Origin of the sequence: Photorhabdus africana (assembly GCF_035181445.1) — a bacterium.
Taxonomy (GTDB): domain Bacteria; phylum Pseudomonadota; class Gammaproteobacteria; order Enterobacterales; family Enterobacteriaceae; genus Photorhabdus; species Photorhabdus laumondii.
In genome coordinates this window covers 1-25,134 of record NZ_JAXBVE010000056.1, presented here as the reverse complement: position 1 = coordinate 25,134, position 25,134 = coordinate 1, and the positions used below count along the sequence as shown (strand labels likewise).

Annotated in this window: 19 protein-coding genes; 6 read left to right on the top strand and 13 right to left on the bottom strand. The window is 38.6% G+C overall.

Going from position 1 to position 25,134, the window contains the following annotated elements:
* Positions 1-749: 749 nt before the first annotated feature.
* The 3 genes from gntR to gntU all read left to right on the top strand — a co-directional run bounded on the left by gntR (position 750) and on the right by gntU (position 3,790).
* A complete protein-coding gene (gene gntR, locus SLS51_RS20800) occupies positions 750-1,745 on the top strand; it encodes a gluconate operon transcriptional repressor GntR (protein ID WP_323840490.1) in 996 nt (331 codons plus the stop codon).
* 168 nt (positions 1,746-1,913) lie between these two features.
* On the top strand, positions 1,914-2,453 hold the full coding sequence (gene gntK, locus SLS51_RS20795; RefSeq protein ID WP_323840489.1) for a gluconokinase: 540 nt from the start codon (positions 1,914-1,916) through the stop codon (positions 2,451-2,453).
* Positions 2,453-3,790 carry a gluconate transporter gene (gene gntU / locus SLS51_RS20790; RefSeq protein ID WP_323840488.1) on the top strand — a complete coding sequence of 446 codons (1,338 nt, stop codon included), beginning with the start codon at positions 2,453-2,455 and terminating at the stop codon, positions 3,788-3,790. The genes gntK and gntU overlap by 1 nt, the downstream gene beginning before the upstream one ends.
* Positions 3,791-3,879: 89 nt before the next feature.
* On the opposite strand, the gene SLS51_RS20785 is transcribed toward gntU, so the two are convergent.
* From SLS51_RS20785 to SLS51_RS20725, 13 genes are all read right to left on the bottom strand, one after another.
* The gene (locus SLS51_RS20785) at positions 3,880-4,800 is read right to left on the bottom strand and encodes a GNAT family N-acetyltransferase (RefSeq protein ID WP_323840487.1); all 921 of its coding nucleotides are present in this window, start codon (positions 4,798-4,800) and stop codon (positions 3,880-3,882) included.
* Positions 4,801-5,006: 206 nt separating this feature from the next.
* The gene (locus SLS51_RS20780; protein WP_323840486.1) at positions 5,007-6,224 is read right to left on the bottom strand and encodes an SGNH/GDSL hydrolase family protein; all 1,218 of its coding nucleotides are present in this window, start codon (positions 6,222-6,224) and stop codon (positions 5,007-5,009) included.
* Complete coding sequence (locus SLS51_RS20775) at positions 6,211-7,347, bottom strand: SGNH/GDSL hydrolase family protein (protein ID WP_323840485.1); 1,137 nt, start codon at positions 7,345-7,347, stop codon at positions 6,211-6,213. The genes SLS51_RS20780 and SLS51_RS20775 overlap by 14 nt, the downstream gene beginning before the upstream one ends.
* Positions 7,334-8,755 carry an MBOAT family O-acyltransferase gene (locus SLS51_RS20770; RefSeq protein WP_323840484.1) on the bottom strand — a complete coding sequence of 474 codons (1,422 nt, stop codon included), beginning with the start codon at positions 8,753-8,755 and terminating at the stop codon, positions 7,334-7,336. The genes SLS51_RS20775 and SLS51_RS20770 overlap by 14 nt, the downstream gene beginning before the upstream one ends.
* A gap of 384 nt (positions 8,756-9,139) precedes the next feature.
* Positions 9,140-9,928 (bottom strand): protein bax, encoded by a 789-nt coding sequence (locus SLS51_RS20765; protein ID WP_323840483.1) that lies wholly within the window; start codon positions 9,926-9,928, stop codon positions 9,140-9,142.
* A gap of 1,259 nt (positions 9,929-11,187) precedes the next feature.
* The gene (locus SLS51_RS20760) at positions 11,188-12,294 is read right to left on the bottom strand and encodes a fimbrial protein (RefSeq protein WP_323840482.1); all 1,107 of its coding nucleotides are present in this window, start codon (positions 12,292-12,294) and stop codon (positions 11,188-11,190) included.
* 9 nt (positions 12,295-12,303) lie between these two features.
* Positions 12,304-14,778, bottom strand: coding sequence for a fimbria/pilus outer membrane usher protein (locus tag SLS51_RS20755; protein ID WP_323840481.1), 2,475 nt, complete (start codon positions 14,776-14,778; stop codon positions 12,304-12,306).
* A gap of 25 nt (positions 14,779-14,803) precedes the next feature.
* Positions 14,804-15,502, bottom strand: a complete 699-nt coding sequence (locus SLS51_RS20750; protein ID WP_323840480.1) for a fimbrial biogenesis chaperone — start codon at positions 15,500-15,502, stop codon at positions 14,804-14,806.
* 192 nt (positions 15,503-15,694) lie between these two features.
* Entirely contained in the window at positions 15,695-16,276 is a 582-nt protein-coding gene (locus tag SLS51_RS20745; protein WP_011144892.1) for a fimbrial protein, read from the bottom strand.
* A gap of 833 nt (positions 16,277-17,109) precedes the next feature.
* Positions 17,110-18,231 carry a DUF4056 domain-containing protein gene (locus SLS51_RS20740; RefSeq protein ID WP_323840479.1) on the bottom strand — a complete coding sequence of 374 codons (1,122 nt, stop codon included), beginning with the start codon at positions 18,229-18,231 and terminating at the stop codon, positions 17,110-17,112.
* Positions 18,228-19,373 carry a BamA/TamA family outer membrane protein gene (locus SLS51_RS20735; protein WP_323840478.1) on the bottom strand — a complete coding sequence of 382 codons (1,146 nt, stop codon included), beginning with the start codon at positions 19,371-19,373 and terminating at the stop codon, positions 18,228-18,230. The genes SLS51_RS20740 and SLS51_RS20735 overlap by 4 nt, the downstream gene beginning before the upstream one ends.
* The gene (locus tag SLS51_RS20730; RefSeq protein ID WP_439126901.1) at positions 19,373-20,359 is read right to left on the bottom strand and encodes a hypothetical protein; all 987 of its coding nucleotides are present in this window, start codon (positions 20,357-20,359) and stop codon (positions 19,373-19,375) included. The genes SLS51_RS20735 and SLS51_RS20730 overlap by 1 nt, the downstream gene beginning before the upstream one ends.
* A 176-nt stretch (positions 20,360-20,535) precedes the next feature.
* Positions 20,536-21,729 (bottom strand): benzoate/H(+) symporter BenE family transporter, encoded by a 1,194-nt coding sequence (locus tag SLS51_RS20725; RefSeq protein WP_323840476.1) that lies wholly within the window; start codon positions 21,727-21,729, stop codon positions 20,536-20,538.
* Between the two features lie 279 nt (positions 21,730-22,008).
* On the opposite strand from SLS51_RS20725, the gene SLS51_RS20720 reads away from it, so the two are divergent.
* From SLS51_RS20720 to SLS51_RS20710, 3 genes are all read left to right on the top strand, one after another.
* On the top strand, positions 22,009-22,677 hold the full coding sequence (locus SLS51_RS20720) for an epoxyqueuosine reductase QueH (RefSeq protein WP_011144897.1): 669 nt from the start codon (positions 22,009-22,011) through the stop codon (positions 22,675-22,677).
* Between the two features lie 143 nt (positions 22,678-22,820).
* Positions 22,821-23,087 (top strand): hypothetical protein, encoded by a 267-nt coding sequence (locus tag SLS51_RS20715; RefSeq protein WP_323840475.1) that lies wholly within the window; start codon positions 22,821-22,823, stop codon positions 23,085-23,087.
* A gap of 922 nt (positions 23,088-24,009) precedes the next feature.
* Positions 24,010-25,044 carry a hypothetical protein gene (locus SLS51_RS20710; RefSeq protein ID WP_323840474.1) on the top strand — a complete coding sequence of 345 codons (1,035 nt, stop codon included), beginning with the start codon at positions 24,010-24,012 and terminating at the stop codon, positions 25,042-25,044.
* Positions 25,045-25,134: the final 90 nt, after the last annotated feature.

Genomic DNA, 25,134 nt, shown 5'->3' with positions numbered 1-25,134 from the left:
TCCCTTTAAGAAACAGCTAATTTGTTTAGCAGCAGCTTAGCCGAGCATGACGAAAATCGCTATCTATTCATAAACATCATCGAGCCGGTTATTAACAGACTTTAATGAGTTTGAATATTTTTTTAGAGTCTGTTGCGTATTACCACGGTGGAGATCACTGCCTTGAAAAACGCCGGGACGAAAATACGCAACCCTGATGATAAGTGTATACGCATGATTTAATTGTCTGCGTTTTATCTCCCTGTAGCTGAGTTCAATCTTTATAGTTGATTTTCAAAATCTGGTCGAGAGAAGAGTTTCAGAGCAAATCGGTGAAGTGATAAATCTTTTTATGTTCCGTTAGGTGATATCGGCATGCTGGTTAACGGGTTATTTTCGATATCGGTTTTGAGTACTTTAATAACGCAGTTTTTTCTTAATCGGTATAAGTTAACGAAAGTTCTTTCCAAATTGCATGCCTACTTGTACTTAAGCTGACGATGTAGTTCATATCAAGTTTGAGCCAGTATCGAATGATCAAACCTTAATTTCGTCTGGACATTTCTCCTAAGCTGACTTAATGTCTCCGCTTCTGATTTTGATAGGTTTGGCAATTTTCAAGTTCTTACTCATTGTTATGGCGTGGTTCTTGCTGGTTGTGGTGGCTCATTGCTCTATACCCTATGGATTTTGAAAGATGACGGGTATAAATATGTCATAACACTACGTTTATTATTCTAAACTTTACTCATTCTATATTGCATTGAAATATGAAGAAAAAACGTCCTATTTTACAAGATGTTGCTGATCGTGTTGGTATAACTAAAATGACGGTGAGTCGTTTTTTGCGTAATCCTGATCAAGTTTCTGAGCAATTACGCAAGAAAATAGCGGATGCTTTAGATGAGTTAGGTTATATCCCAAATAAAGTGCCGGATATTCTTTCTAATTCCACTAGTCATGCTATTGGTATTTTATTACCTTCTTTGACTAACCAAGTTTTTGCGGAGGTTATTCGTGGTATCGAATATGTGACGGATAGATATGGTTATCAAACTATGTTGGCTCACTATGGCTATCGCTCAGAAAAAGAAGAAGAGCGTTTGATTTCTTTACTTTCCTATAATATTGATGGTTTGATTCTTTCAGAACGTACTCATACTCCACGAACTTTGAAGATGTTGGGAACGGCTGGTATCCCTGTCGTTGAACTGATGGATTGTGTTTCTCCTTGTTTTGATATGGCAGTTGGTATTGACAACTTTGAAGCAGCTCGTCAGATGGTAATGGCAATGATTGAGCGTGGTTGCCAGCGAGTGATTTATCTTGGTGCGAGACAAGATGAAAGGACAATTATTCGTCTGGAGGGCTATGAAGCTGCAATGAAAAGCGCCGGGTTAAAGCCAGGTAAGATAATGACACCAGACAGCTCTTCTTACACATTAGGGGGGCAGTTATTGAATGAAGTACGAACAAAATATCCTGATGTTGATGGTCTATTCTGCACTAACGACGACCTCGCAATCGGAGCAATTTTCGAGTGCCAACGCCAAGGGATAGCTGTGCCACATGATATTGCGATAGCTGGCTTTCATGGCCATGATGTTGGTCAGGTTATGACACCAAAACTTGCCAGTGTCTTGACGTCTCGTGACTTATTGGGGCGGAGGGCTGCCGAATTATTAATGGCTCGGCTGAAGGGCGAACATTTACCGCAAAAAATAATTGATATCGGTTTTCAGTTATCTCTGGGAGAGAGTATCTAATCGGTCTGCTGGATTTGCGTTTTTTTGAACTCATTTGTGATAAATATCACATTTATATTTCCTGAATATTCCGTGTTGTTGCGAATTTCATCTCTACTCCTGATAATGTTACCGGTAACTGTTATCGGTAACATTTTGTAGATAAAATATCTACGTTGAGGAGTTTATATGAGCGATACCCAGCATTCGAATCATGTTTTTGTGCTTATGGGGGTATCCGGTAGTGGTAAATCTGCTGTTGCCAGTGCTGTGGCCTATAAATTGGATTCTGCTTTTTTAGATGGTGATTTTTTACACCCAAGATCTAACATTAATAAGATGGCTGAAGGCTACGCACTGAATGATGAAGATCGTGAACCTTGGTTGAAATCACTGAATCATGCAATTTTTGCTATGCAACGCACAAACCCGGTTTCCCTGATTGTTTGTTCTGCTTTAAAAAAACATTACCGGGATATACTGCGTGATAATAATAAGAATCTGTCATTTCTTTATATGAAAGGCGACTTTGATTTAATTGAAAGTCGATTGAAGGCACGTAAAGATCATTTTTTTAAATCTCAAATGTTGGTATCTCAGTTTGAGATATTAGAAGAGCCGGAGAGTGATGAACAGGATGTTTATCTGGTTGACATTAGATCATCTCTTGATGAAGTGATAAATCACTCGATAAGAATAATTAATAGTGTCATTTCAGGGGAAAAATAATGAGTACTTTAACCTTAGTGCTGACAGCGGTGGGTTCTGTTCTTTTACTGCTGTTTCTGGTGATGAAGGCCAGAATACACGCTTTTGTTGCATTAATACTGGTTTCTATGGGAGCGGGTGTTTTTTCTGGTATGCCACTGGATAAAATTGCTGAAACAATGCAAGAAGGAATGGGAGGAACGTTAGGTTTTCTGGCTATTGTTGTCGCACTGGGGGCGATGTTTGGTAAAGTTCTGCATGAAACAGGCGCACTGGATCAGATTGCGGTTAATTTACTAAATAGTTTCGGTGAAAAGAATGCTCATTATTCATTGGGGATCGCTGGCTTGGTTTGTGCTTTGCCATTGTTCTTTGATGTCGCTATTGTTTTATTGATTGGCGTGGCGTTCGCAGTCGCGCGTCGTACTGGCGGTAATGTAGTGAAGCTGGTTATTCCTCTGTTTTCTGGTGTTGCAGCCGCCGCCGCGTTTTTGTTACCTGGTCCAGCACCGATGTTGTTGGCTTCACAGATGAATGCTGATTTTGGTTGGATGATATTGATCGGTATCAGTGCAGCGATTCCTGGGATGTTACTGGCGGGGCCAATCTTCGGTAATTTTATCAGTAAGTATGTCACTCTGGATTTGCCCGTGGATATAAGTGAGCCAAGCCTTGGTCAAGGTAAGATGCCATCTTTTGGTTTGAGTTTGTCACTGGTTCTGTTCCCTTTGGCTTTGGTTGGGTTAAAGGCTACTGGTGAGAATTTTGTTGAACCGGGTTCTGAGTTATATCAGTGGCTTGAATTTATCGGTCATCCATTTTCTGCGATTTTGGTTGCTTGTTTGATTGCTATTTATGGTTTGGCAATTCGCCGTGGGATGAGTAAAGAAAAAGTGATGGATATTTGCTCTTCGGCTATTCAACCGGCTGGAATTATTTTATTGGTGACTGGGGCTGGTGGTGTATTCAAACAAGTATTAGTGGATTCTGGTGTTGGCCCTGCTTTGGGAAATGCATTGATTGGGGCGGGTCTGCCTATTGCATTAGCGTGTTTCATCCTTGCTGGTACAGTACGCGTTATTCAAGGTTCTGCAACTGTTGCCTGTTTGACAACTGTTGGTCTGATTTTGCCAGTTGTTGATCTTCTGGGATATTCTGGTGCCCAGCTTGCAGCTCTTTCAATTTGTATTGCGGGTGGCTCTTTGGTATTGAGCCATGTTAATGACTCGGGCTTTTGGTTATTTGGTAAATTTACTGGTGCAACAGAATCTCAGACACTGAAAACTTGGTCAATTATGGAAACTATTCTTGGAACAACAGGTGCTATTGTTGGAATGGTTTTCTTTGCCATGTTGTAATTCATATGAATTAAGAGATTGTATTAGATTAATACCGCCTTCCTTAGAAGGCGGCAAGATAAGTTAACTATTTGGAAATATTGGTGACATTAAAATAGTGTTCTTGCTAACGAGTGACGGTGACACCAGCGATCTTTATAGGCGAAAGTAGGTTTGCCAATAGAATAGCGCATCGTTTTTTGATTCTGCTGACAGAGCGTTGAAGCATTTTGAATATTTAACCACATGACAATGCTCCCAAGGCTGAGATTAGCGTATTCAGGATCGTATCCACCGTTTACTGCATCGAATGAAACCCATTGAGGGCTGTCTGATTTTATAACTAAATCGTAGGCTGCTGGGGTTCCATTGATAGTTAATACACATCCGTACAGATGTTGTTTGAGTTCGGTGTATAGTTCGGTTAATTTTCCTTTTTCTTCTTCACTGTGTTTTTTGTCCCAACGTTTTTCGTACAGTGTGGTGTAAATATCAACAAATTCCTGGCAGGTGAAATCATCAATTTGATGTATTTCTCCACCTGCACGCTTAAATTTATTAATTTCATTACTCCGATTTCTTCTTGTTTTATAAGAAAAATCTTCTTTAGCAAGGCATATTGTTCGCTTGTTTAATCGGCCATAATAGATGTTGACGAAGTTTTCTTTGTGCAGAGGCGATATAGTTTTTGACTTCCCGGGGATGATGGTTTTTAGATGTTTGGCAATAGGGAAGAGAATTTCATCGTAACTGAAAAAATAGTAGTCCTTTTGGTGACTTGCTGCCAGATGATGATCTTTACATGTAAAGTATGCCCCTTCGATAACGTTTTCTATTTGTGGATTTTCTTTGACGTAAAAGATAAAACTATTGCCAAATTTTTCATTTAAAAAACGTACAATATCTGGATGAGTAGATATTCCACCACCATAGAGAGAATACGCTTGTTGGTAACGTTCGAAACTACATTCTTTCCAGCCGGAGATGAGCCTTTTTATCGTGCTGAGAGGATACTTTTTTGGAAAAATCATATTTTAAATACTCTTTTTGATGCGATGTTTTACACATGGTATAAACTTATTTTCAACGCATTAAATACAACAAAAAAGATAGTTTGTCTTTATTGGGTTTCTTGTGAGCTCATACATATTGTAAATCTAAGATGATAAGTTTAATTTTTCTGCACTAAAAACAAGATAACTATTTAGTACTATTCCCAATCAAGCCTTATTGTTGCTTATTGACCGAGAACATCTATTAACTGTTGATATAAAGCTTCAGCACTGCGCTCATACCCTGCGGCTGAAAGGTGGATATAATCAGGACGAGCAAGATCTTGTTGCACCCAGCGCCTAATCGAGCATTTGCCACCCATATATTCACGCCAGTTCCAGAATAGTGTGTGCTGATCTTGAGCGACTTTTTGTTGAATATGGATGATATTATCCAACATTGTTGGTTGTTGTGCTGTACAATTTGTAAATTGGTTGTTTTTCAAAGAATCACCCGGCCCAATGATAAGGATAACTGTTTGTGGTAACTGATTACGAATCTGCTTTATCTTAGTTTCCAGCTGTTGGCGATAGCTTGATAAACCCAGCGAATGATTAAATGCCTCATTTGTGCCATAAGCGAGGATCACCATATCAGGGTGCATTTGAACTAATGTATCAATCCATTCTGGCTGCCATTTATCCATCATATTAATAGTCGCACCATTAATACCCAAGGCAGATAACATAACACCTGGTTGTTTACGATGAATAAACCAGCCGCCTAATTTTAACTGATGATTTTGTATCGCCATAATATTAACTGGGAATGTCACTGATTCTTCAGTAGAAAATTGCCACTGATCGTGGGTTGCCGGTAATTTCAGTATTCGTTTGGTTGCAGATTGCACCAGAATCTGAGCATCCCCCGATGCTTGGTATAACGTTTTGAGTTGATAGCGATCATGGGATGGTGCAAACAGTCTTAGAATTAATTGACTTATTTGGCTATTGGGTTCTGCAATTGCACCGCCAATAGGAAAATCAGGCCGATTATCTTTGCGGCTGGTGGTGAGTTTCCATTGCTGTTTATTATCGGTCATACTGACCATTGCGTTACGTTGACCAGGTACATTAATTGGGCTAATAAAACCAATTCCTGCATCGCCAAAACGTTGTTGCAATAAAGAGCGAAGCTTGCCGGTAAAAAAGTCTGCGGCAGTATGGGAATCTCCTATCTGAACAAAATGCAGTTGATTATGGCGGCTGTTGTGAAGTTTATCCGCCAGTAAAGCTAAATTCGGTTCACCAAAGTCTATTAGTTGTTGGTTCTCTTTTGCATGTTGTGTTGGCAACGGCCCTGGTTTTTGTTTATGGCACGATATCAGACTTAAAGAGAGTATGATGACCAGACTAATGCCAGCAGATTGGTATTGCCGACGAAGTTGTTTAACTATTTTCATTTTGTTTAGCGGGTTCCTGAATAAATTTAATCAATGAAAATATGTTACCTGAGATAGTTTGCTGGCCTTTCAAGCTAAAGTGTATACCATCACCGCTTCTGAGTTTAATTTTGCTACTATTGTCGCCGACATAATCGGAATAATCATTTGCATGATATTTGAAAATATCATTAACAGAAACATAAATTTCTCCGGCTTTCGTTACTTCCGATTGATACAAGGATCTCAGATATTTCATGCTGGCAGAAAGTTTTTTCTGTCGCATATTGGGAGGACCAACCCAGATAATATCAGCACCGTGGTGACGTGTTTCGGTAAGGACCATTTCGATACGTTGGCGATAGAGGTTTTCCCAATCAGGACTGGCGAATTTCAGGTAGGTGTTTCCATGTTTTGGTGGCATATCCCAGGGATCATTTGGCCCCAAAAAAATAACCACTAGCTTGATATCATGGTTGGCTTCCAGTGTTTTATTGATAGTTTCCGGCCAATTAAAAAAACTGGGATAAGCAAGCCCAGTACTTTGTTTGCTGAGATTAATACTTGAAATACGGTAATCCTGGTAGAGCCGGCGTTTCAGATGGGGAGCGATACCCTGCATCATTGAGTCTCCAGCAAACAGCACTTTATCTTTGGCTGTCAGTGTCACGTTGGTTTTAGCGATAACCGTACTGGGGGAAACATTATTCCTTAAATCATGGGGTATTGGTGAATTAACAGGATGAGTATGGGGCGATTTCTGTAATAACTCAGGGAAAGTTGCAGGCAGATTTGTAACAGGAGAGGGATAACCACTCAGAAGCTTGAGTCCAATCTGAAAATCCGCAGGCAGTGTGGTATCAGTTTCCTGGAGAGTTTGCTGATGGTTGCTACTGTTATTACCGGTAGTATGTAACATGAAAGCTTCTCCCGCCGCGAGTGCGCCTTGTTCCAGGTTATCACCGAAATCCCAGAGCGGATGACCTTGCAAAGTCGCCCAAGGACTTTGCCGGTGATATTCCTGTTGCCAGAATCTATCCAGTGAACGATGATTTAGCCAAATTAGCAGTAGGCTAGCTAATATTACGATAAAAATGACTTGCCCGGCCGTTTTTAAATTAGATTTGAATTCAGAAATTGGCATAAATGAATCCTGGTATTCCTTGTGGTGAAATCATAAATACCAAAGTCAGAATAATTGCTAATGGTATTGGGTAGTATATCCATGAGATCTGAAAATGCATTTTTTCAACCATTATTTTTAGATTGATCAGCCACGGATAAATAATAAAGAATCCCCAGAACATCAGTAACAACCCACTATTGGCTATTATCGAGTGAAATAAATCTGATGATATCAATTGATTTAATAGTATTAGTGCATCATCTAGAGTAGGGCAACGGAAGAAAACCCATGCCAGACAGACAAAGTGGAACGTGATGATTCTGGATAGCAATGAGATGACTGGATTTTGGGGAATATTTTGATTTTTTTTGTCTATTGGGGGAAATAGCTGGTATTTAACATTGAGGATGATTAATCCCAATCCATGAATAGCTCCCCAGATAATGAAATTAATTCCGGCTCCATGCCATAACCCAGAGATTACCATAGCAACAAACAAATTAAGATTTTTACGTACAAATCCTTTCTTATTACCACCAAGAGGAATATAGACATAATCACGGATAAATTCAGATAAACTGATATGCCAACGGCGCCAGAAGGCTTGTAAGTTTTCAGCCAGATAAGGGGCATTGAAGTTTTCAGGTACTCTGAATCCAAGGAGTAGTGCTAATCCAGTAACAAGATTGGTATAACCAGAAAAATTAAAATAGATATGCCAGGCATAGGCATAAATACTAACCAAGATTTGCCCTGCATTGTAGCTGACAGGATCATCAAAAACCGGATTAACATAATTTTCGGATAAATAAGAGCTGAACAAAAATAGTTTGGTTATCGCCAATGTAATCAATAATATGGCTCTTGATGGTTCAATGATCACTCTTGATGATATCTGGATTTGAGGCAGGAAATCTTTAGCTCGGTTTATTGGTCCGGCAACAATACTCGGAAAAAAGCATAGATATAAAGCGACATCGGGAAATGATGCTTTGGGTATTTCTTTTCTTGCGACAGCAACGACATAGCTGACGGAATGAAATGCATAAAAAGATAAACCCAAAGGGACGAGTAGTGTTAGTACCGGTAAATCTATGGGCAAGCCAAATTTGGCAAACGCTTGTTGGAGACTTTCTTGAAAGAAAGAATAATATTTGAATAGAGTGAAACACCCCAGAATACCTATTGTCAGGATAGTAAACGTGATGCGGTTGGATAGAAATTTGCTGGCTATGTTTGTTAAAAGATAAATAAATAGCGTATAGCCAAATAGGATGCTGGTGAAAAGCGGATTGAAGGAAAAGACAAACAGATAACTTGCGATTATCAGTAGGTAGTTTTGTGTTTTCGCATGTTTTTGTAGCATCCAATACAAGAGAAAGAAAGCAACAAAGGAACCAAGGAACTCAAAAGAAAAGAAATTCATATTAAACTCTGGTCAATCATTTTATTTCAATACTAGTTAATATTGAGGGATATTATATTTACTGCCTATCCCAATAGGGCTATTTTATTTGCCCTTCTTTGCCATAAAGAGCGAACCTGGGCAGTGCTCAAAATCCTCACGTACTACGTGTACGCTCCGGTTTTTCCGCGCTGTCCGTGTTCACTGTTCATTGATAAGAACGGCCTGCAACAATTACGCCTATTGAGATAGGCTCTTAATCTAAACATTCTATCAATGAAAAGAACAAACTGGTGGATATAAGAAAGTCATCCATTCCATAGTTGGTTATGGTAACGGATGATTTTGGTACTTAGCACAAATATTCAAACACAAGATATTCATGCTAATGACTTACTTAGGCCCTTAGTCGTGATCGTTCTTAGCTAACTTTTGCGCCTGAGTAATAAGCCCTTTATTGCTGTTAAATACTTTGTGCAAGTAGTTGTTGTAAGTCGAACCCAATTGTGAATATCCTTCAAGATTATCAATCAATTTGCTGGTATTGAGTGATTCCTGAAGGCTTCTCTGCTTGGCGCGTGAAGCACGTAATGATTCATAAGCGTTATGGGTATTCATATTTCTCATATAGGCTTTGACCGAATCATTGATAGTCGGATAGGCGGAATAACCTTTTATCTTACCTTGGGTTTTCTTACAGTTGTTACCGCAACGCATACCAAATAAGTTGTTATTCTGTTGTGCAAGCTTAGATGTTCCCCAACCAGATTCTGTTGCGGCCTGAGTGGCAACAAAATGGGTTGGGATGATGTCAACACGACTTAGTAGCTTGTTCCAGTTAACTTTTTTAGGCGAGCTGCTACAGCTCACGTTGTAGTTTTTACAAATTTGTTGCAGGCGCTTGATATCCTGTATAGACCAATGTTTGGCATTTTGGTGTTCCAGTAGCCATTTCCGTTCCTGCATAATTTGTTGATTGTGTTGATCAATCACGGGGACAACAACATTTAAAAACGCTTTCTTACGTAGGGTGCCCGAAGGGTATTTTCGCAAATCTGGCAAATTGCTTTGCATGCCATTGTGAGAATACTCTATGCTTTTAGCAGTGCTAGTTGAAGCATGACTAAAAGCGGAAAACAATAGTGAGATAAAGAAAGCGAAGATGGCAGTTGTCCTCATCGTTTGAGAGGGCATTGCTTTTCCTCGTTTGCTCTGAATAAAAAACAAGCTGATGTTAGCAAAATAAATCCAGCATAGCCAGAGTTATTAGTGATTCATAAATATATTTTCTGTAATGAAAATTATTATTTTGCTAATTTGTTCTGTGGTTTTTTATTAATTTATATATGGTTATGTGCTGTTTGTGTACAAAATATTGCCTGTCTAGGTTGAATTATTCATCAGATATGATCATGATTTTTGAGTTAATTTTGTGCCTTCAAGTCGCCTTATCAAAAGAAAAGTGATTTGTAAACCAGTTAGTATAATATCGGAAGTGATTAAACTTAGCTTTATATAGTACTGTTAATTATAGTACTGCCAATCGTAAGAACACCGCAGCGAGTAATAAACTAATTGATATTAATATTGCCGTTATAAGAATAAGTATCATTTTCATAAAAAGGTAACCCGTTACCGATATGGTCTCTTTCCTCTGTGAGTTAAAACTAAGTCGTATCTGTCAGGCTTGAGATAATTTCATAATAGAGCCATTGTTATTGGTGCGGTGCAGGATATTCGATATGGTTCTGAATGTTAAGTTAAAATAAGTAACAATGTGTTACAAATATTTACTTCGGGTGATATTGTAAGAATATAATAATGGAGGTGTATATGATAATAAAAAAATTTTAATAATTTATTTGTTGATAATATAAATATTTATCTTTCTATTTTTATATTAAAGGTGTTTTTGGAGAGTAAAGTTTATATTATTCTTGGGCTCGGTTAAGTCATTTTTCACATTTATGTATTACGTGTAATTATATTGTCTTCTGAGATTTTTATTTCTAATTTATTTGTATGTCATTGATTTTTAATTTATTTTTAATCATTGTGATTGAATGTTTTTATATATTTTATTTTTGTTTTTATGTGGTTTTTTTGTTGTGTTATTATCCTTAAGATATATTTTTGTTTCTGGTTGGTTGTTTTTTTATTTATTGTTTAATAAGGTTGTGAAATATTATCTTGATATTATTTTTTTAATTTTATTGATAAATTAAAATGTGTTTTTTCTATTTTTCATAGAATTACACTATTTTATTGATAAATTAAGCGAGTTTGAATAATTATTTAATGCTAGGATTATCATTGTGTTACATCAATTCAGGGTAGGTTATAAATGTAAATGAATTTTTCTATAGAAACACTTTATTACAAATTATTACTTATTGAAACATAAAATTTTAATTCGAATGAGGGAAATAAGAGGCATCTCCTTTGCCTTTTGATTAATTGTATTCAAAGTTCAGTACAGAAGTTGCTTTCAGTTCCCCTGCTATGATGTTTTGGGGATCATAAACGTGGTAGTAAGCATTAAAGTCGATGGTAAAGTGTTTATCGATGACATTGCCTGAGTTTTTGCTGAATAGTAGCGTTGCGCCGTGGGATGAGGATTGCGAAGCACTGAAAGTTATCGGCGTTGAATCACTTGTCTGAGAAACACGGATACCAACACCTTTAGCGGCACCTGCTTTGCTATCAATTAAAGTTCGATTGTCATTTGGCAGCAGATTATTACTGCTCAGGTAAGCTTTAACTGAGCGTGAAGTTTTACCATTTTGGAGATATTTGCATTCAAAGTTAAGGGTAAAAGGTGTTTCTCCTTTATCTGTTCCGTTAAGCAATCTAATGCGGTTGACTTTTGGCAAATTCACTGTTAACCCCGCATTTAAGAAGTGACAAGTTGTATCTCTGTGATTAAAAATCATTGTGACGGGTTGGTAATAGATATCTTCAGAATGTGTCGGCCACTCCCAGGTAAGAATAAAGGTCAGGAAATCAGTGGCAAAACGGAGAATGGCATCAAGGAGTCCTATGTTGGTGGTATCCATCGCAATTACCGCAGTTTTTAATGTTGCAGAATTGCCGGAAAAGACGTGAATATTACTACCACCGGGTCTGCCGCTCAGTAACTTTATATTAAGCGTAAATTGGGCTTGCAATTTGCTGGCCGGGTATGTGTCGTTACTGTTTCCCAGATTAATACTGTTGCTAGGAGAAAGATTCGTGATAGTCACTTCGGCATAATTTTTGCCGCCATTGAATCCTAAAACAACTTTGTTTTTGGTAAAAGGCGAACCGTTAGCAACAGAATTTTGTTTCCATAGTGAATTTCTTGTACATGTAAAATAGCCAGAATATTGGGTGTTGAGTATCCAGGTTGCATTACTGTTCAGAGTGAGATGATCTGTCATATCAACCAAGATTGCCGGTGCTGGTATTGCATATTTGGGTTGGCAATCTGCATAGGCTATGCTACTGCTCAGACTGATTATGGCCGCCAGATACAATGGTTTAAGATACAATGGCTTAAGATATAATGGTTTAAGTTTCATTATTTTCTCCTAACGGCAAATATTGGCGCTTGAGCTTATTTCAGGCTGTGGATCATTTATTATGCAGCTCTTTTCGCCTAGTTGACCGATATGGACATAAATTTGCGGTGGTAATTTTTCTACTCGTAGGAAAACCAGACTACCCTGACCAACGTATCCTAAGCTGTTACCTTCTGAATCGACAATTTCAGTACCGAAAGGTAAAGGTTTACCATCAGCCTGAGTGGCGTAAAAGACAAAAGTCTTCCGCTGGTCTGTTTTAAATCCGATATGGGTAATCGCACCGGAATATGGCGCAACATCTCTGATGTTACCGATAAGTTCAGCGGCATCTTCTGGCACTTCACTGGTATCTAGCATGATGGCATTTTTACGATAAGGAGAAAGATAAGGTATCAGCAACTTACCGCTGTTATTTGTCACCATGCTTTTATCACCATTCACAGAAGCGTTTGCTGTGCCCGGTGCATCAATGATGGCGAAAGTTTCCCCAACTTGATTAGCAGCCAGAATTCCGCTTCGATAAGCAACTAAACTGCCGGTTGCGCCAAGCCCCATTTGTCGGTACTCCTTGGATTGGCTATAAGAACTACTCAATGTGGAAACGGATGTTTTGTAGGTCAAATTTGCACTGGTTGTTGTCGAACCACTTTTCTGATCTGAAATGTTGAAGTGGTAATTTAAACGGTTGTTTGGGCCTGCGCTGCCGCTTAATCCTAAGTTACCGTTGTCATAGTGACTTTCATTGATTGAGACATTATTGGTCAAATAGGCAGGGTAGCCAAACAACTCAAAAGGAACAGACAGCATCAGATAATAGCGCTGTTCCTCTTTACTTTCTGTTTCATTGATATTGTATCGGACACGGCTTGCTGTCAGGGAATAATTGATTTTCCCCAGACTATTGGAATACCCCATTTGATATTCTCTACTTTTATTCTGGGTTCCCCAGTAATTACGAAATGTTCCCGAAAGAAAAAGTGAACCTGCACGACTACCAAGATTCTGGTTCAAATTGATATTAAAGGTATTTTTTTGATGAGAATAATATTGTTGGTTATATCCGTTGCTTATCCAGTCATGCAGATCAATCGCATCGATTAGGGTGAGATAATTTTTAGTTGAATAACGATAAGCCGCCAGCGAAAAATTTGTTTTTGTTTGTGGGACATAGCGGCTATAAGCCAATTTGTAGCTTTGGCCTTTCATGGTTGGGCTATTATCAAATTTGGCGCTGGACTGTGAAACGTCAATTGAGACAGCGCCAATAGGTAGATTAAAGCCACTACCTAACAATAGTGAGTAATAATCTTTACTGATAATGGTGCCTGTATAACCGGTCAGGACATTATTAAAACCATATTGATAGCTGGCTTGAAAAAAGTTTGGTTTATAACGACTATTGGCAATATGTGTTTTACCTGCACTGATATCATATTTGCCAAGACCTTCTTTCATCATATTAGGAACGGATGAAAAGGGAACGGTAAAACTGTTAGTACGTCCGTCTGCTTCCGTCACTTCAACTAGCAAATCACCACCTGAACCTGTGGGTAAAATAGTATCAATAGCAAACGGCCCGGGTGGTACATTACCTTGGTAAATAACAACATTATTTTGGGTGATTTTTACCAGAGCATTAGTCTGCGCAACTCCCCGAACGATAGGGGAAAACCCTTGCAAGGCATCGGGGTACATGCGCATATCGGTTTTCAAATTGATACCTCGGAAGCGGAAAGAGTCGAATAAATCGCTTGATGTATAGCTGTCACCAATGCGAAATTCTGAATTAATTGATGAAATTCCTCGTTGCAGATAACGGGTATTGTTACTCCATTTATCACCATTTGAACGCGTATAGTGATAAGAGGATTGATCACGTAATTGCCAGCCAAATAGATTCAAACCGCTATTAAGTGACACGTAAGCATTATCTTCATCTTCACGGTCGCGGTTTTGTTTATTCCTATTCTGAGTATGGTAATAGTTGGCATTGTAGGACAGCATAGCGCCGGGGATACCTCTGTCCCAGAACGCAGGATCGATATAGCCTTTTAGCTCGTTTTTGATATATGCCTGCGGGACGACCAGATGCAGGCTGAGTTTAGGAACATCGAGATTAGCGGTTCCTTCATGTATTATTTTAGTAAGAAGAATTTCATCTTTGGATAAATTCGATTCTGGTAATTGGTTTTTATCAATTTTTATACCTAACCTGGGAAGATCTTCATTAAGTAAGTAAATATCTTTGCCATCGTTCTGGATATTAATATCAAATCTTCCTTTCCAGTCATTATTCAGATATATGTCAATACCATAACGACCAGTGGGTAGCTCTGAAGTGGAATAAAATCGGGATAAATCCGCTTTTGCAGATTCACCAACCAGAAAGTCAGTATTAAATGTTGTGGCATAGCATAAACAATCTGTATACAGAAGGGTGCCTATTATCAGAGCTAACGGACTAATTTTTTGTCTTATCATGTTCTATGCTATGCCAGTAATATCACTATTGAAGTGGTAAAGTTAATTTATTTATAGCACCAAAATCATCAACAATAGCTAGAGTTAATTTGTCTCCAACTTTTACTTTTTCATTGGTACTGAATGAATGAGAAGAGAGCGGTTTTATAATTGTTCCTTCATTGAGTAAGTTAGGTTGAGTGTCAGAAGATTTAAGGCCGACAATATTCATGAAATAGGGTGATGCATTTTCCAATTTTAGTTGGCTACCCTCACGTTTTAATACAATATGTTGTTGGATCTGTTTAGGTAAGATAGAAAGCTTATCAGGCCGGTAGAAAAATTTGATCCGGGTACGAATCGCGATTTGCATAACGTTTTTATCACTAATATTTTCTGCAACGGGAGGAATATCCAGAACATTTAAATAAAACAGCGATTCACGATCCGTGGGTAGATTGTTACTGATGTATTTAATTCTTAATTGTTGCCCGTTATTGCCATCAATTTTGACGACTGGAGGGGTGAGTAAAAAGGGGACTTTAGCGGTTTCAGGTGTTGAATTAGGATCGCCATCATCTATCCAGGATTGTACCAGAGAGGGTTGATCCCCTGCATTTAATAATTGAACTGATACCTCTTTATTACTGGCTGGGTAAATAACACGTGTTGTGTTAATAACGATGTTAGCATGAGCAGATAAAGTCGTTATCCCTAATAATATAGTTAAAAATAATTTCTTCATAACGTTATTTTTGCCAAATTAAATAAGCCTATTTATCTAAATAGGCTTTATTTATTGTAGTATACCCGTCATCTTTCAAGTTACCTCTTTGTTGGCTGCACTCACTCACCCCGGTCACATAGTTATCTATGCTCCCGGGGATTCGCTCCCTTGCCGCCGCGATGCATCTTGAAATCCATAGGGTATAAATCATTATAAATAAGTAACGTGATAAGTAACCATTGTTACTATTTTACCGTGATCTGCATCACCAGCGCCTACTTTGTAATATTTCGCATAGAAATCGACAACTTCAGGTATTGTCTCAGAGCCTTTGATTCCTGTATCAAACGCTTTATTCAGCATAATAGGGTTATTTTCTTCGGCGTGTTTAACAATCGCGATACCTACGTTTTTCGGCTTACCATTTGCATTGAGTTCTTGGTTAACCAGGTACTTAGCATCGTTAGAAATAGTATGTGATGATGAGAACTGGATTTTCAACATAGAGGTTGCTGGATCAAAACCAACGGCTTTGGATTGGCAGTTAGAAAATTCTAGTGAAAATGCTTTCTTACCAAAATCAATTAAGCCTTCTTTTTGTCCGGCTTGAGTGACTGAGATCGGTTCCAATATAATCGACAGATTAGCTGAAGCACCACCATTAATAGTACAAGTGGCATCAGTGACTGCACCAGAGAAATGTAATGTACCGCCAGCAGCATCATTGGCTGCAACAGCAGAACCTGTAGCAAAAATAAGCGCGGCGGTGGTTGATAACGCTAGTTTATTCATTTTTCCTCTCCAGGAGTAGGGACATCTTAATTGGCTTTATCAGGGGGGTGAAGATAGGGGCCCTGAATCCCCAAATACATCATAAAAATTAAAAAAACAATATGAGTTTTTATCTATTAAATTGATTTAATGTTGTAAATTTAAAATAAAAATCAATATATTATATAGTTGAAAATAGTTTAGTAACTTGAGTTTTGGTTGAATAAATCTAATCGTTGATAATGTAAGTTATTATTTTATCTACTTAGATAAAGCTGATATTGTTTATACATACTTATAACTTAGAAACGTATATTATAGACGATTAAACCTATTTAAGAAGGGATTTTTATTATTTGAGTTAAATTAAGAGTGAAAGTCTAATTTTTCGATAAAAATAAGTGTAATACACAGATTAAGAGTTTAATTAAGAGTTATATTCTTATTTTTGTGATTTTTTTGAAATTTTATTTCTTTTTTTGGTTGTTGGGCTGGTTAATATTTTTGTAATTTTTTGATTTGTTTTTTTAGATGTTATGTAATATTAATTATTTTATATCAGTTGTTTATTGGTGTTTTATCTTTGTAAATATTTCAATACGATTTTTTTATCCTGTGAAATAATGCATTATTGATGTAGGCTTTCTCTTTATAGATTAATTTAAGTATGTTTGGCATAGTTTAGTTTTATTATAGATGATGTTGAGTTTATATTATGATGTAACATTATGGAAATAGTAAATTATAATTGATGATATTTCAATGGGATTATTGTTTGATAAATAGTAATCTAAAATCTGCCATATATTTTAACTCATAATGTTATATTCATTGATTCATAGAAAATATATGAATCAATGATTCTCTTGTTGTTCTTTTGCTTTTTCTGCCAATTGTGGAAAATCAAGTGCAATCCAGTAGCTTTCTGGTACAGGAAGATCTTTCATTTGGCGGCTAGGCCACAATTGTAATTCGGCCAATTCAGATAATCTGTAGCCAGTATATTGTTGTGGCAGGGTAAGTCTGAGTGGAACTTGCTGTTCTGTAGGCACCATATTAGGGGTACGATCGCTGTGAGTATGGAAATCACGTTGAAGGATTAAACGTTTATCAGGCACGCGACGTTTGCTGTCCCACCAGATACCATCAACCTGTTCAAACATTTTCCGTGTTTCATCAGGGGATAAGGCTTCTAGTTCACGTAGTGCAGGAGGCAGAATAGCTTGCATTGATAGACGGTACTGTTTCATTGACGGTACTTGCCCAGCCAGTATCAAAGAGAGGGAAAGACGAGCGCCTAATAGATTGGAGTAGAGATCTTCAGGAGAGAACGCAGATACTTTTTCAGAAAATCCCGGTACAGACTGATAACCGTACCATTGGGCGATTTCATGCCATGCAGCAAGTTCAAAAGCCAATTTTGCGGCTAGATAAGCAGTTAAGGTATAACGTTGTTCTATCGATGCGGGTGGTGTGAATTGATAGAATTGGATACGGCGTAATGCTAATTCGCTGCTGAGTTCTATTTGCCACTCTTCTCCAAGACGAGGCCAGATTTGACTGAACAGAAAAACCGCATTATCAGCGGTATCCCGTACATGGGAAATATCGATGAATCCGCCCCGGCGGGTATATATCATCCCCACTTTTTCATTACTGAGCCCTGTTAATGAAGCAACGGTACCAAAAAAACTGTTGTTATAATTATGTGCCCCAAGATTATCGGCATCCAGCACATTACTTATGTGGTAAAAAGGTACTGGAATGGTCAGTAATTCAGTTTTTAAATTGTAGCCAAAAGCACAGCAAGCTCTTAATCCTTCGGGAGAGGGAATCGGAGCAAGAACCGGCCATGCACGGGTGGCTTCGGCGGTTGTTTCACTATTTAAGTCAGGTTGTACTGGGGCGATTGAAGAAAAAGTTCCTTGGCATCCTGTAACTAACGTTAAAGCCGCAATCCATAAACGCAATTTCAAAATGCCTCTCCCACCTGAAAATAAAATCCATTGCTCTTTTTACCGATACCAAAATCCAGCCTGACATTCATTTTAGGTTTAAATTCAAAACGATAGCCTGCGCCAACGGTGGGTAACCAGTTTTCTGAGCCAATATCTTTTGCATAATGGCTTAGAGTGCCCGCTCCTGCCCACAAAACAAATCCGTGCCGCCAGTCCAATTTGTGCCGATATTCCAATTGGGTGCTGATAACATTTTTGTCCCGGTATCTGCCTTCATAATATCCGCGCATCCGATGACTATTACCTAGCATTGACAGCATATTCCAGGGCACTTGGCCGTCAGTGAAACGACCATAACTATCGAATGCCAGTACAGATTTTTCATCTAATTGATAATAGGTGCTGTATTGCATATCAACGGTATTAAACCGGCGGTCACTGCCTAATGCCGGGGAAAAATGGGTATAGGTAATATCAAGAACGTGTCCTTGATGAGCGTTAGGCAGAAAATCCCGAGTGTCATAGCTGAAATAGGCACTGACGCCCGAACTCAATATGGATCGGCCATCGTTTTCTGCTGCAAAAAGTTTTTTAGCACCGTTATCGGGATCTTTGGCGTGTAATGATGAAAAATTCCAGCCAGCGCCTAAATAGGTAGAATCAGCAACTCGATAGAGAACTCTGGGTTGTAAGTGCAGTTCCTGTGAGTGATATTTTTCTTTGTGATCATCTGTCTTACCTGCTTGATATCCTGTTCCCCAGTAGTAGGTGGGAACGTTGTTCAATGTACCGGAAAGAAAAAAACGCCATTGATCATCAGCAAAGAAATTGTAGTTATCAAATGTGAAGCCAAAGGCGCCTGTTGAAGAGGCAAATCCATTCAGGGAAAGAGAAGAGATTTGGCTGGTATGATCATTATCATCTGGCCGATAGAGACCAATGACAGCAACACCGAGACCGGCACCTAACTCTGGAGTATAGAAAGGGCCGGGTAGAATGCCCCAGTCAATCGCTTTACTGCTGTCATAGGTATTACTGCCACCTAATTTTTCTAGCCAGCCATCGATTTTTTCCCTGCTGAGTAGTGCTTCGCCATATGAGAAATCAGAAATAAAAAGGCTGACTAAAGCCAGCCCATATAAAGTACAGCGGATATTCATTAAAAGCGAAACTCTCCTGAAATATAGCAGCTGTTACGTTTGTTAAAGCCAACTTCAGTTAGCAGATTGAAGTTGCGTGTGACTTCCAGTCTTGCACCAACGGTATTATTCCAGCGGGATGCAACATGCTGTTTTACTTTGAATTTCATACTCTCATAATCGTCGAATGCACTTACTAATTTATCAAACATGGGGGGTAAATCCAGATTACTAATATTTCCCTCAAATTTCTGAGTAATTTTTTGGTACATACCACCGGTCCATACCTGCAATTTGGTATTTCCTTGGCTTGGGATGATTGGCTGGAATATAAACTCATAACCAACACGTGGTGTAACAACCAGAGCGCTAATTTTACCATCCAGAATATCTAGATTAGTGTAGGTATAGTTAGTATCAAGTGTACCGAAAAACTGATCGTAACCTCCTGCTAGAGTAAAACCGCCACCATAGGTTTTACCTTTAAAGTCCAATTTGAAAGGAATATCTTTCATCTCAGGAATAGGGAAGCCACCAAATCTGATTCCCTCAATGTTGGTTTTCGATGATCCTTTTGTCCAACCATAAACGCCATAAACATTCAGAAAAGGTAAAACCCAGGCATCTAGTTTGAGCATATGCGACTCATTCTTTTCCCTAGTTTTGCCTGTCTGGATATCCAGAGCATCTTCAAAGCCTGGGGTATCCGGTATAATGATTTTAATATCATCGACAATGATATTCTGCCGCATATTCATATAACCGTAACTAGCGCCAAAAGGTTCCGGTAGGTCATAACCCTTAGCTTTGGCTTCGTCACCCCAAATCGGGAGTACCCGTGATTCTTGCTTATTCGGTTTTCTGGATAAACTACCATCAGCAGTCGTTTGGTTTCCACCGGACTGGCTGACAGAGAGAGAAAGAATTGGGCGGTCATCTGCATAGCTATAAGGGATCGCCAGACAGGATGAAATAACAGCTAACTTGCTAATATCAGAAAATTTTATGTCAAAAAAATTCATAATAGGAAGCTCGGTTTTGCTAGTAGGGGAATTAAAGTTTTCATTTAACGTTATTGATTTCTCACCGTAATATTTAAAGCGCAACAAACCCGGCAAATTAGCACAAGTTGTATGGATAAGAAATATCATAAGATGCTGAAAAGTATAATTTTACTGTTTGTTTAATGAGCGTTTTTGTTTTTCTCAGGCAAAGATAAAAGGATCATGGTTATTACGCCACCGATTAATCCCCAGAATGCAGCGCCTACGCCAAATAATGTTACGCCAGAAGCGGTGATTAAAAATGTTATTACCGCAGCGTCTCGTTGTTTTTCATTCTGTAATGCTTGTAGCAAGCTGCCAGAAATGGTTCCAAGCAATGCTAATCCGGCGATAATATGAATAAGTGCCGCTGGTAGAGCACTGAATAACATACTGATTGAACCACCGAACAAGCCCGCTATCAGATAAAACACGCCCGCTACGGCAGCGGCCATATAACGGCGATTCGGGTCAGCATGAATTTCCGGGCTCATACAAATCGCGGCTGTAATGGCGGCAATACAGACGGAAAAACCACCAAAAGGTGATAAGATCAGTGAGATGAGCGCAGTCCAGCTTATCAGTGATGAAACAGAAACCGGATACCCTGCGGCTTTTAGTGTGGCAATGCCGGGTGCATTTTGAGATGCCATTGTAACGATAAAAAATGGGATACCGATACTCAATAACGAAGAGAGTGTGAAACTGGGCGCAACAAATTCAGGGATAGCAAATGCCGCTGTGGATTGTTGTTCAAAGTGAATATCTCCCTGTAAAGCGGCGATAATCAGTCCTGATAATAGTGTTAAGATGATGGCATAGCGGGATAAATATCTGCGTGTCAGAAGGTAAGTTAAACACATTCCGGCAGTCAGTACGAAGTTGACTGAAAATGAGGAAAAGGCATCCAAACCAAAGCGTAACAGAATACCGGCGAGCATGGCTGCGGAAAGTGCCTGTGGAATATAGTTCATCAACCGGGCAAACAGGCCAGTAATACCGCATAGCAAGATCAGCGCTGAAGCAAAAATAAAGATACCAATGGCTTCGTTGATTGATGTTCCTGGTAGCGTTGTCACCAGTAGCGCAGCGCCCGGTGTTGACCATGCGGTAAGGACGGGGGTGCGGTAATAAAGCGATAGCCCCAGGGAGCTGATACCCATTCCAAGCCCTAGCATACTCAGCCAGCCACCGATCTGTAGGGTTGTGGCACCCGCAGCTTCCGCGGCCTGAAAGATAATTGCCGCTGAACTGGTATATCCAACTAAAACAGCGACAAATCCGGCGGTGATTGCCGGAAAAGAGAGGTCACGCAGAGAAATTGCATGGCGCATGGTGGTCTCCATTTAAATTATTTTGGTTAAAAGTATCTGAATTTGGCTATAATTTTGTTGTAAAACACATTTATCCGTAGTGAGCTTCCTCGCACAAACTTTGATGACAACATTATATTCGATAACAACACAATAACTGATAGAGATTGCTGGAATTCCAACTAATTGAATATTATCGTAAAGGTAAGTCAGTCATAGGATAAATTTTTGCCGAGAAATTTGAAGCTAAAAATAACTATATTCTATAATAAATTCTTATAATTATATGGAGCCTGCTAAATGGAAAACTATGTTCGCCCTGTTTTAACGTTACCGGATAATGCGGAACGATTATTATTGCACTCTTGTTGTGCTCCTTGCTCTGGTGAAGTGATGGAAGCGCTACGTGCCTCTGGAATTGATTACACCGTCTTTTTCTATAATCCGAATATTCATCCAAAACGGGAATATTTAATTCGCAAAGAAGAGAACATTCGCTTTGCGGAGCAACACAATGTGCCATTTGTCGATGCGGATTATGACAGCGATAACTGGTTTGAACGTGCTAAAGGCATGGAATTGGAGCCAGAAAGAGGTGTTCGCTGCACCATGTGCTTTGATATGCGTTTTGAGCGTACTGCTTTGTATGCTTATGAAAATAATTTCAGCATTATTTCAAGCTCATTGGGCATTTCCCGCTGGAAAAACATGCAGCAGATAAATGATTGTGGAAAACGAGCGGCAAGTCAGTATCCGGGGATTCAATACTGGGATTACAACTGGCGTAAGCAAGGTGGTTCAGCTCGGATGATTGAAATTAGTAAACAGGAAAGATTTTATCAGCAGGAATATTGTGGTTGTATTTATTCATTGCGTGACACGAATAAACACCGTAAATCTCAGGGACGGGATATCATCAGGATTGGTGTTAAATATTATGGTGATGAAGATACTGAAGGGGCTTGTTAAGCTTTTCACGATAGCCTGTTGAGGGGGGGATTTCCCCCCTGAATTTACAGTTATGATACGACTAAACTTGTGTCATAACGATTGCGGACATAATTGTGGACATAATAATAGTAGTTTTAGGCTGGAAAACTCAGTGAGTCTTCTTGGCTTTTTTGCTTGTTGTCTTCTGGTGTGAGCGTTGTTTAGGGGCGGTTTTGCCAGATTTCTTCTCTGCTTTGGTATTTTCCATATGGGAAGACGTCGCCTTGGTATTCGAAGATTGGGGGGCGGGTGTGCTAGGTGCAGCCAATACCGCGCCAGAGAATAACAGTGATAATACAGTTATAGATAAGCCTAAACGTGTCATGATAATTTTCCTGTGTTTTAACTTTGTTTCACTTGCTGGAATACACTTTGAGCGACTAATGTAAGCGACTTGCTATTCCAGATTTGTTTTAACGCACAGTGAGTATACGGGCTTGATCATTAATTCAGCAATTTAAGATAATGCTTTTTTATAGGTTTTTATAATTCGTTGAAGAATCGTTGAAGTTTTTGGGCATAATTTGCCTGATAACAGAGGGCGTTTATTTAAAGCGGTGGGTTTTCTATTGACATGTATACCCCGGTGTTCGTATTCATTGTTCATTCATAAGCAGGTTTTCACAAGCGGTAATTAATTATTATTGCCAGTCTGTTTGTACACTGTTTATAACTTATAGGTTATAGAAAATAATCATGTTTTAATAAAAATGAAATAAACATGGTCTATTTTTATTTTTGCTGGAATACGTTATTTTTTAATTTTAAGTATCTCATTAAAATAATATTTTCTAAGACTTTTGGTGTATATTAAATGAAAATTGGAAACTGTATTTAATGGTAATCGGTATTCAATTTCAGAAGGAAATAGTTATCTCTAAAGCGTTACACCTATAGTAATTAATTAACATAGGTATAATCTAGTGGAATTATCATATATACCCTATTGCTTTTTATTTAGATAGATTAGAGAGAAATATTATTATAACTAATTTCTATCTCTTTTGTGGACAATGGTGAAAACTATACTATTATGAAATTGGTGCATTGAAATAATTAATGCTGATATATACCCTATGGATTTCAAGATGAATCGCGACGGCAAGGGAGTGCAGCCAACAAAGAGGCAACTTGAAAGATAACGGATATAACAGTTCAGTAACTACATCACAGTCTATAATAACAGACTGAGCATATTAACGCTCTATTAGGGAAAAACTTATACCGTTCATGATGAAAAGGCAATGAGGCGTCATGATAACTCATTGGCTGTAATCGGAAAAGTAATGTTAACCAAGTGGAGATAGATATATGTCTAAATACAAATTAAACCGATATTTATTAGCGAGTTCTATATTATGTTTTTTCACATCAGGAAATGTTATTGCCGCCAACCCTAAAATATCTGCATATTATCTGAGTGGGCCTGCTGCACAGGTGGATACTCAAGAATATTATGCCAGCCTTGATAATTTTAAAAAATTAAGTAGAGATATCTCTAAGAACAAGAGTAACTTTAATACGTTGGTATTGTCTTTCGTCCAGCCTGGTTTTGTTAATTATGAAAAAAATAGCCTGAAATGTTCAGGATTGTTTGGTTATACCTGTACTTCTGGTCAAAGTATTAGCACCAAAGAAGCTGAAAATGCTAGGGCTGATTTTATGGCATTAAAAGGTGTGATTGCTGATTTAAAATCTCATGGTGTGAGCACTTATATTGCAGTAGGTGGATGGAACTTTAGTTGTTATCCAAAAATTTATGATATAACTGCCAGCAAAAAAGATGCTTGTGGTAATGAACCCGGTGCGGTTTATGACATCTTCCCTAATCCCCTGACCAAAATTCCTCGATTTGACAGTACTATTACGGGTAAAGCAGCAGATAAGGCATATAGAAATATTGTCAATTTGGCTGCTAACTTGGGAGTCGAGGGAATTGATGTGGATTATGAAGAATTCTGGCACGCTGATATTAATGCAAAAAGCTGGAAATTAACGCCTGACTCAATCAAGGTTCCCCTTAATAACAGTGAAACTCTTATTACATCAACTTTAATAGCAAAGGGACTCGGCGGTTATGTTTATGATGCGTCAATGAAGATTGTTCCTGGCGCAGAAAAAATTCCCCGTGCAATGCCTGCAACCGTGGATAAATTCGCCGCTATTTTAAAATCTTTTTACACTTCAATTAATGCCGTTAAACCATCACTTAAGCTAAGTATTGCAGGTCCTGCAACCGGAGGTATCCCGAATATGTCCGCTAATTGGGGAACCAATGCGAGGAATAGTGATATTTATGGTGGTGCTTGGTGGGGAGGAAATCTCTATCCTTCATTCCGCACCTAATTCAGGAATAAACCGCTTTATATTGTGCACCTAATAAACTCAAAAGCTCATGGTGGTAAGATTGCATTCCTGTCACCATTTTATGTTCTT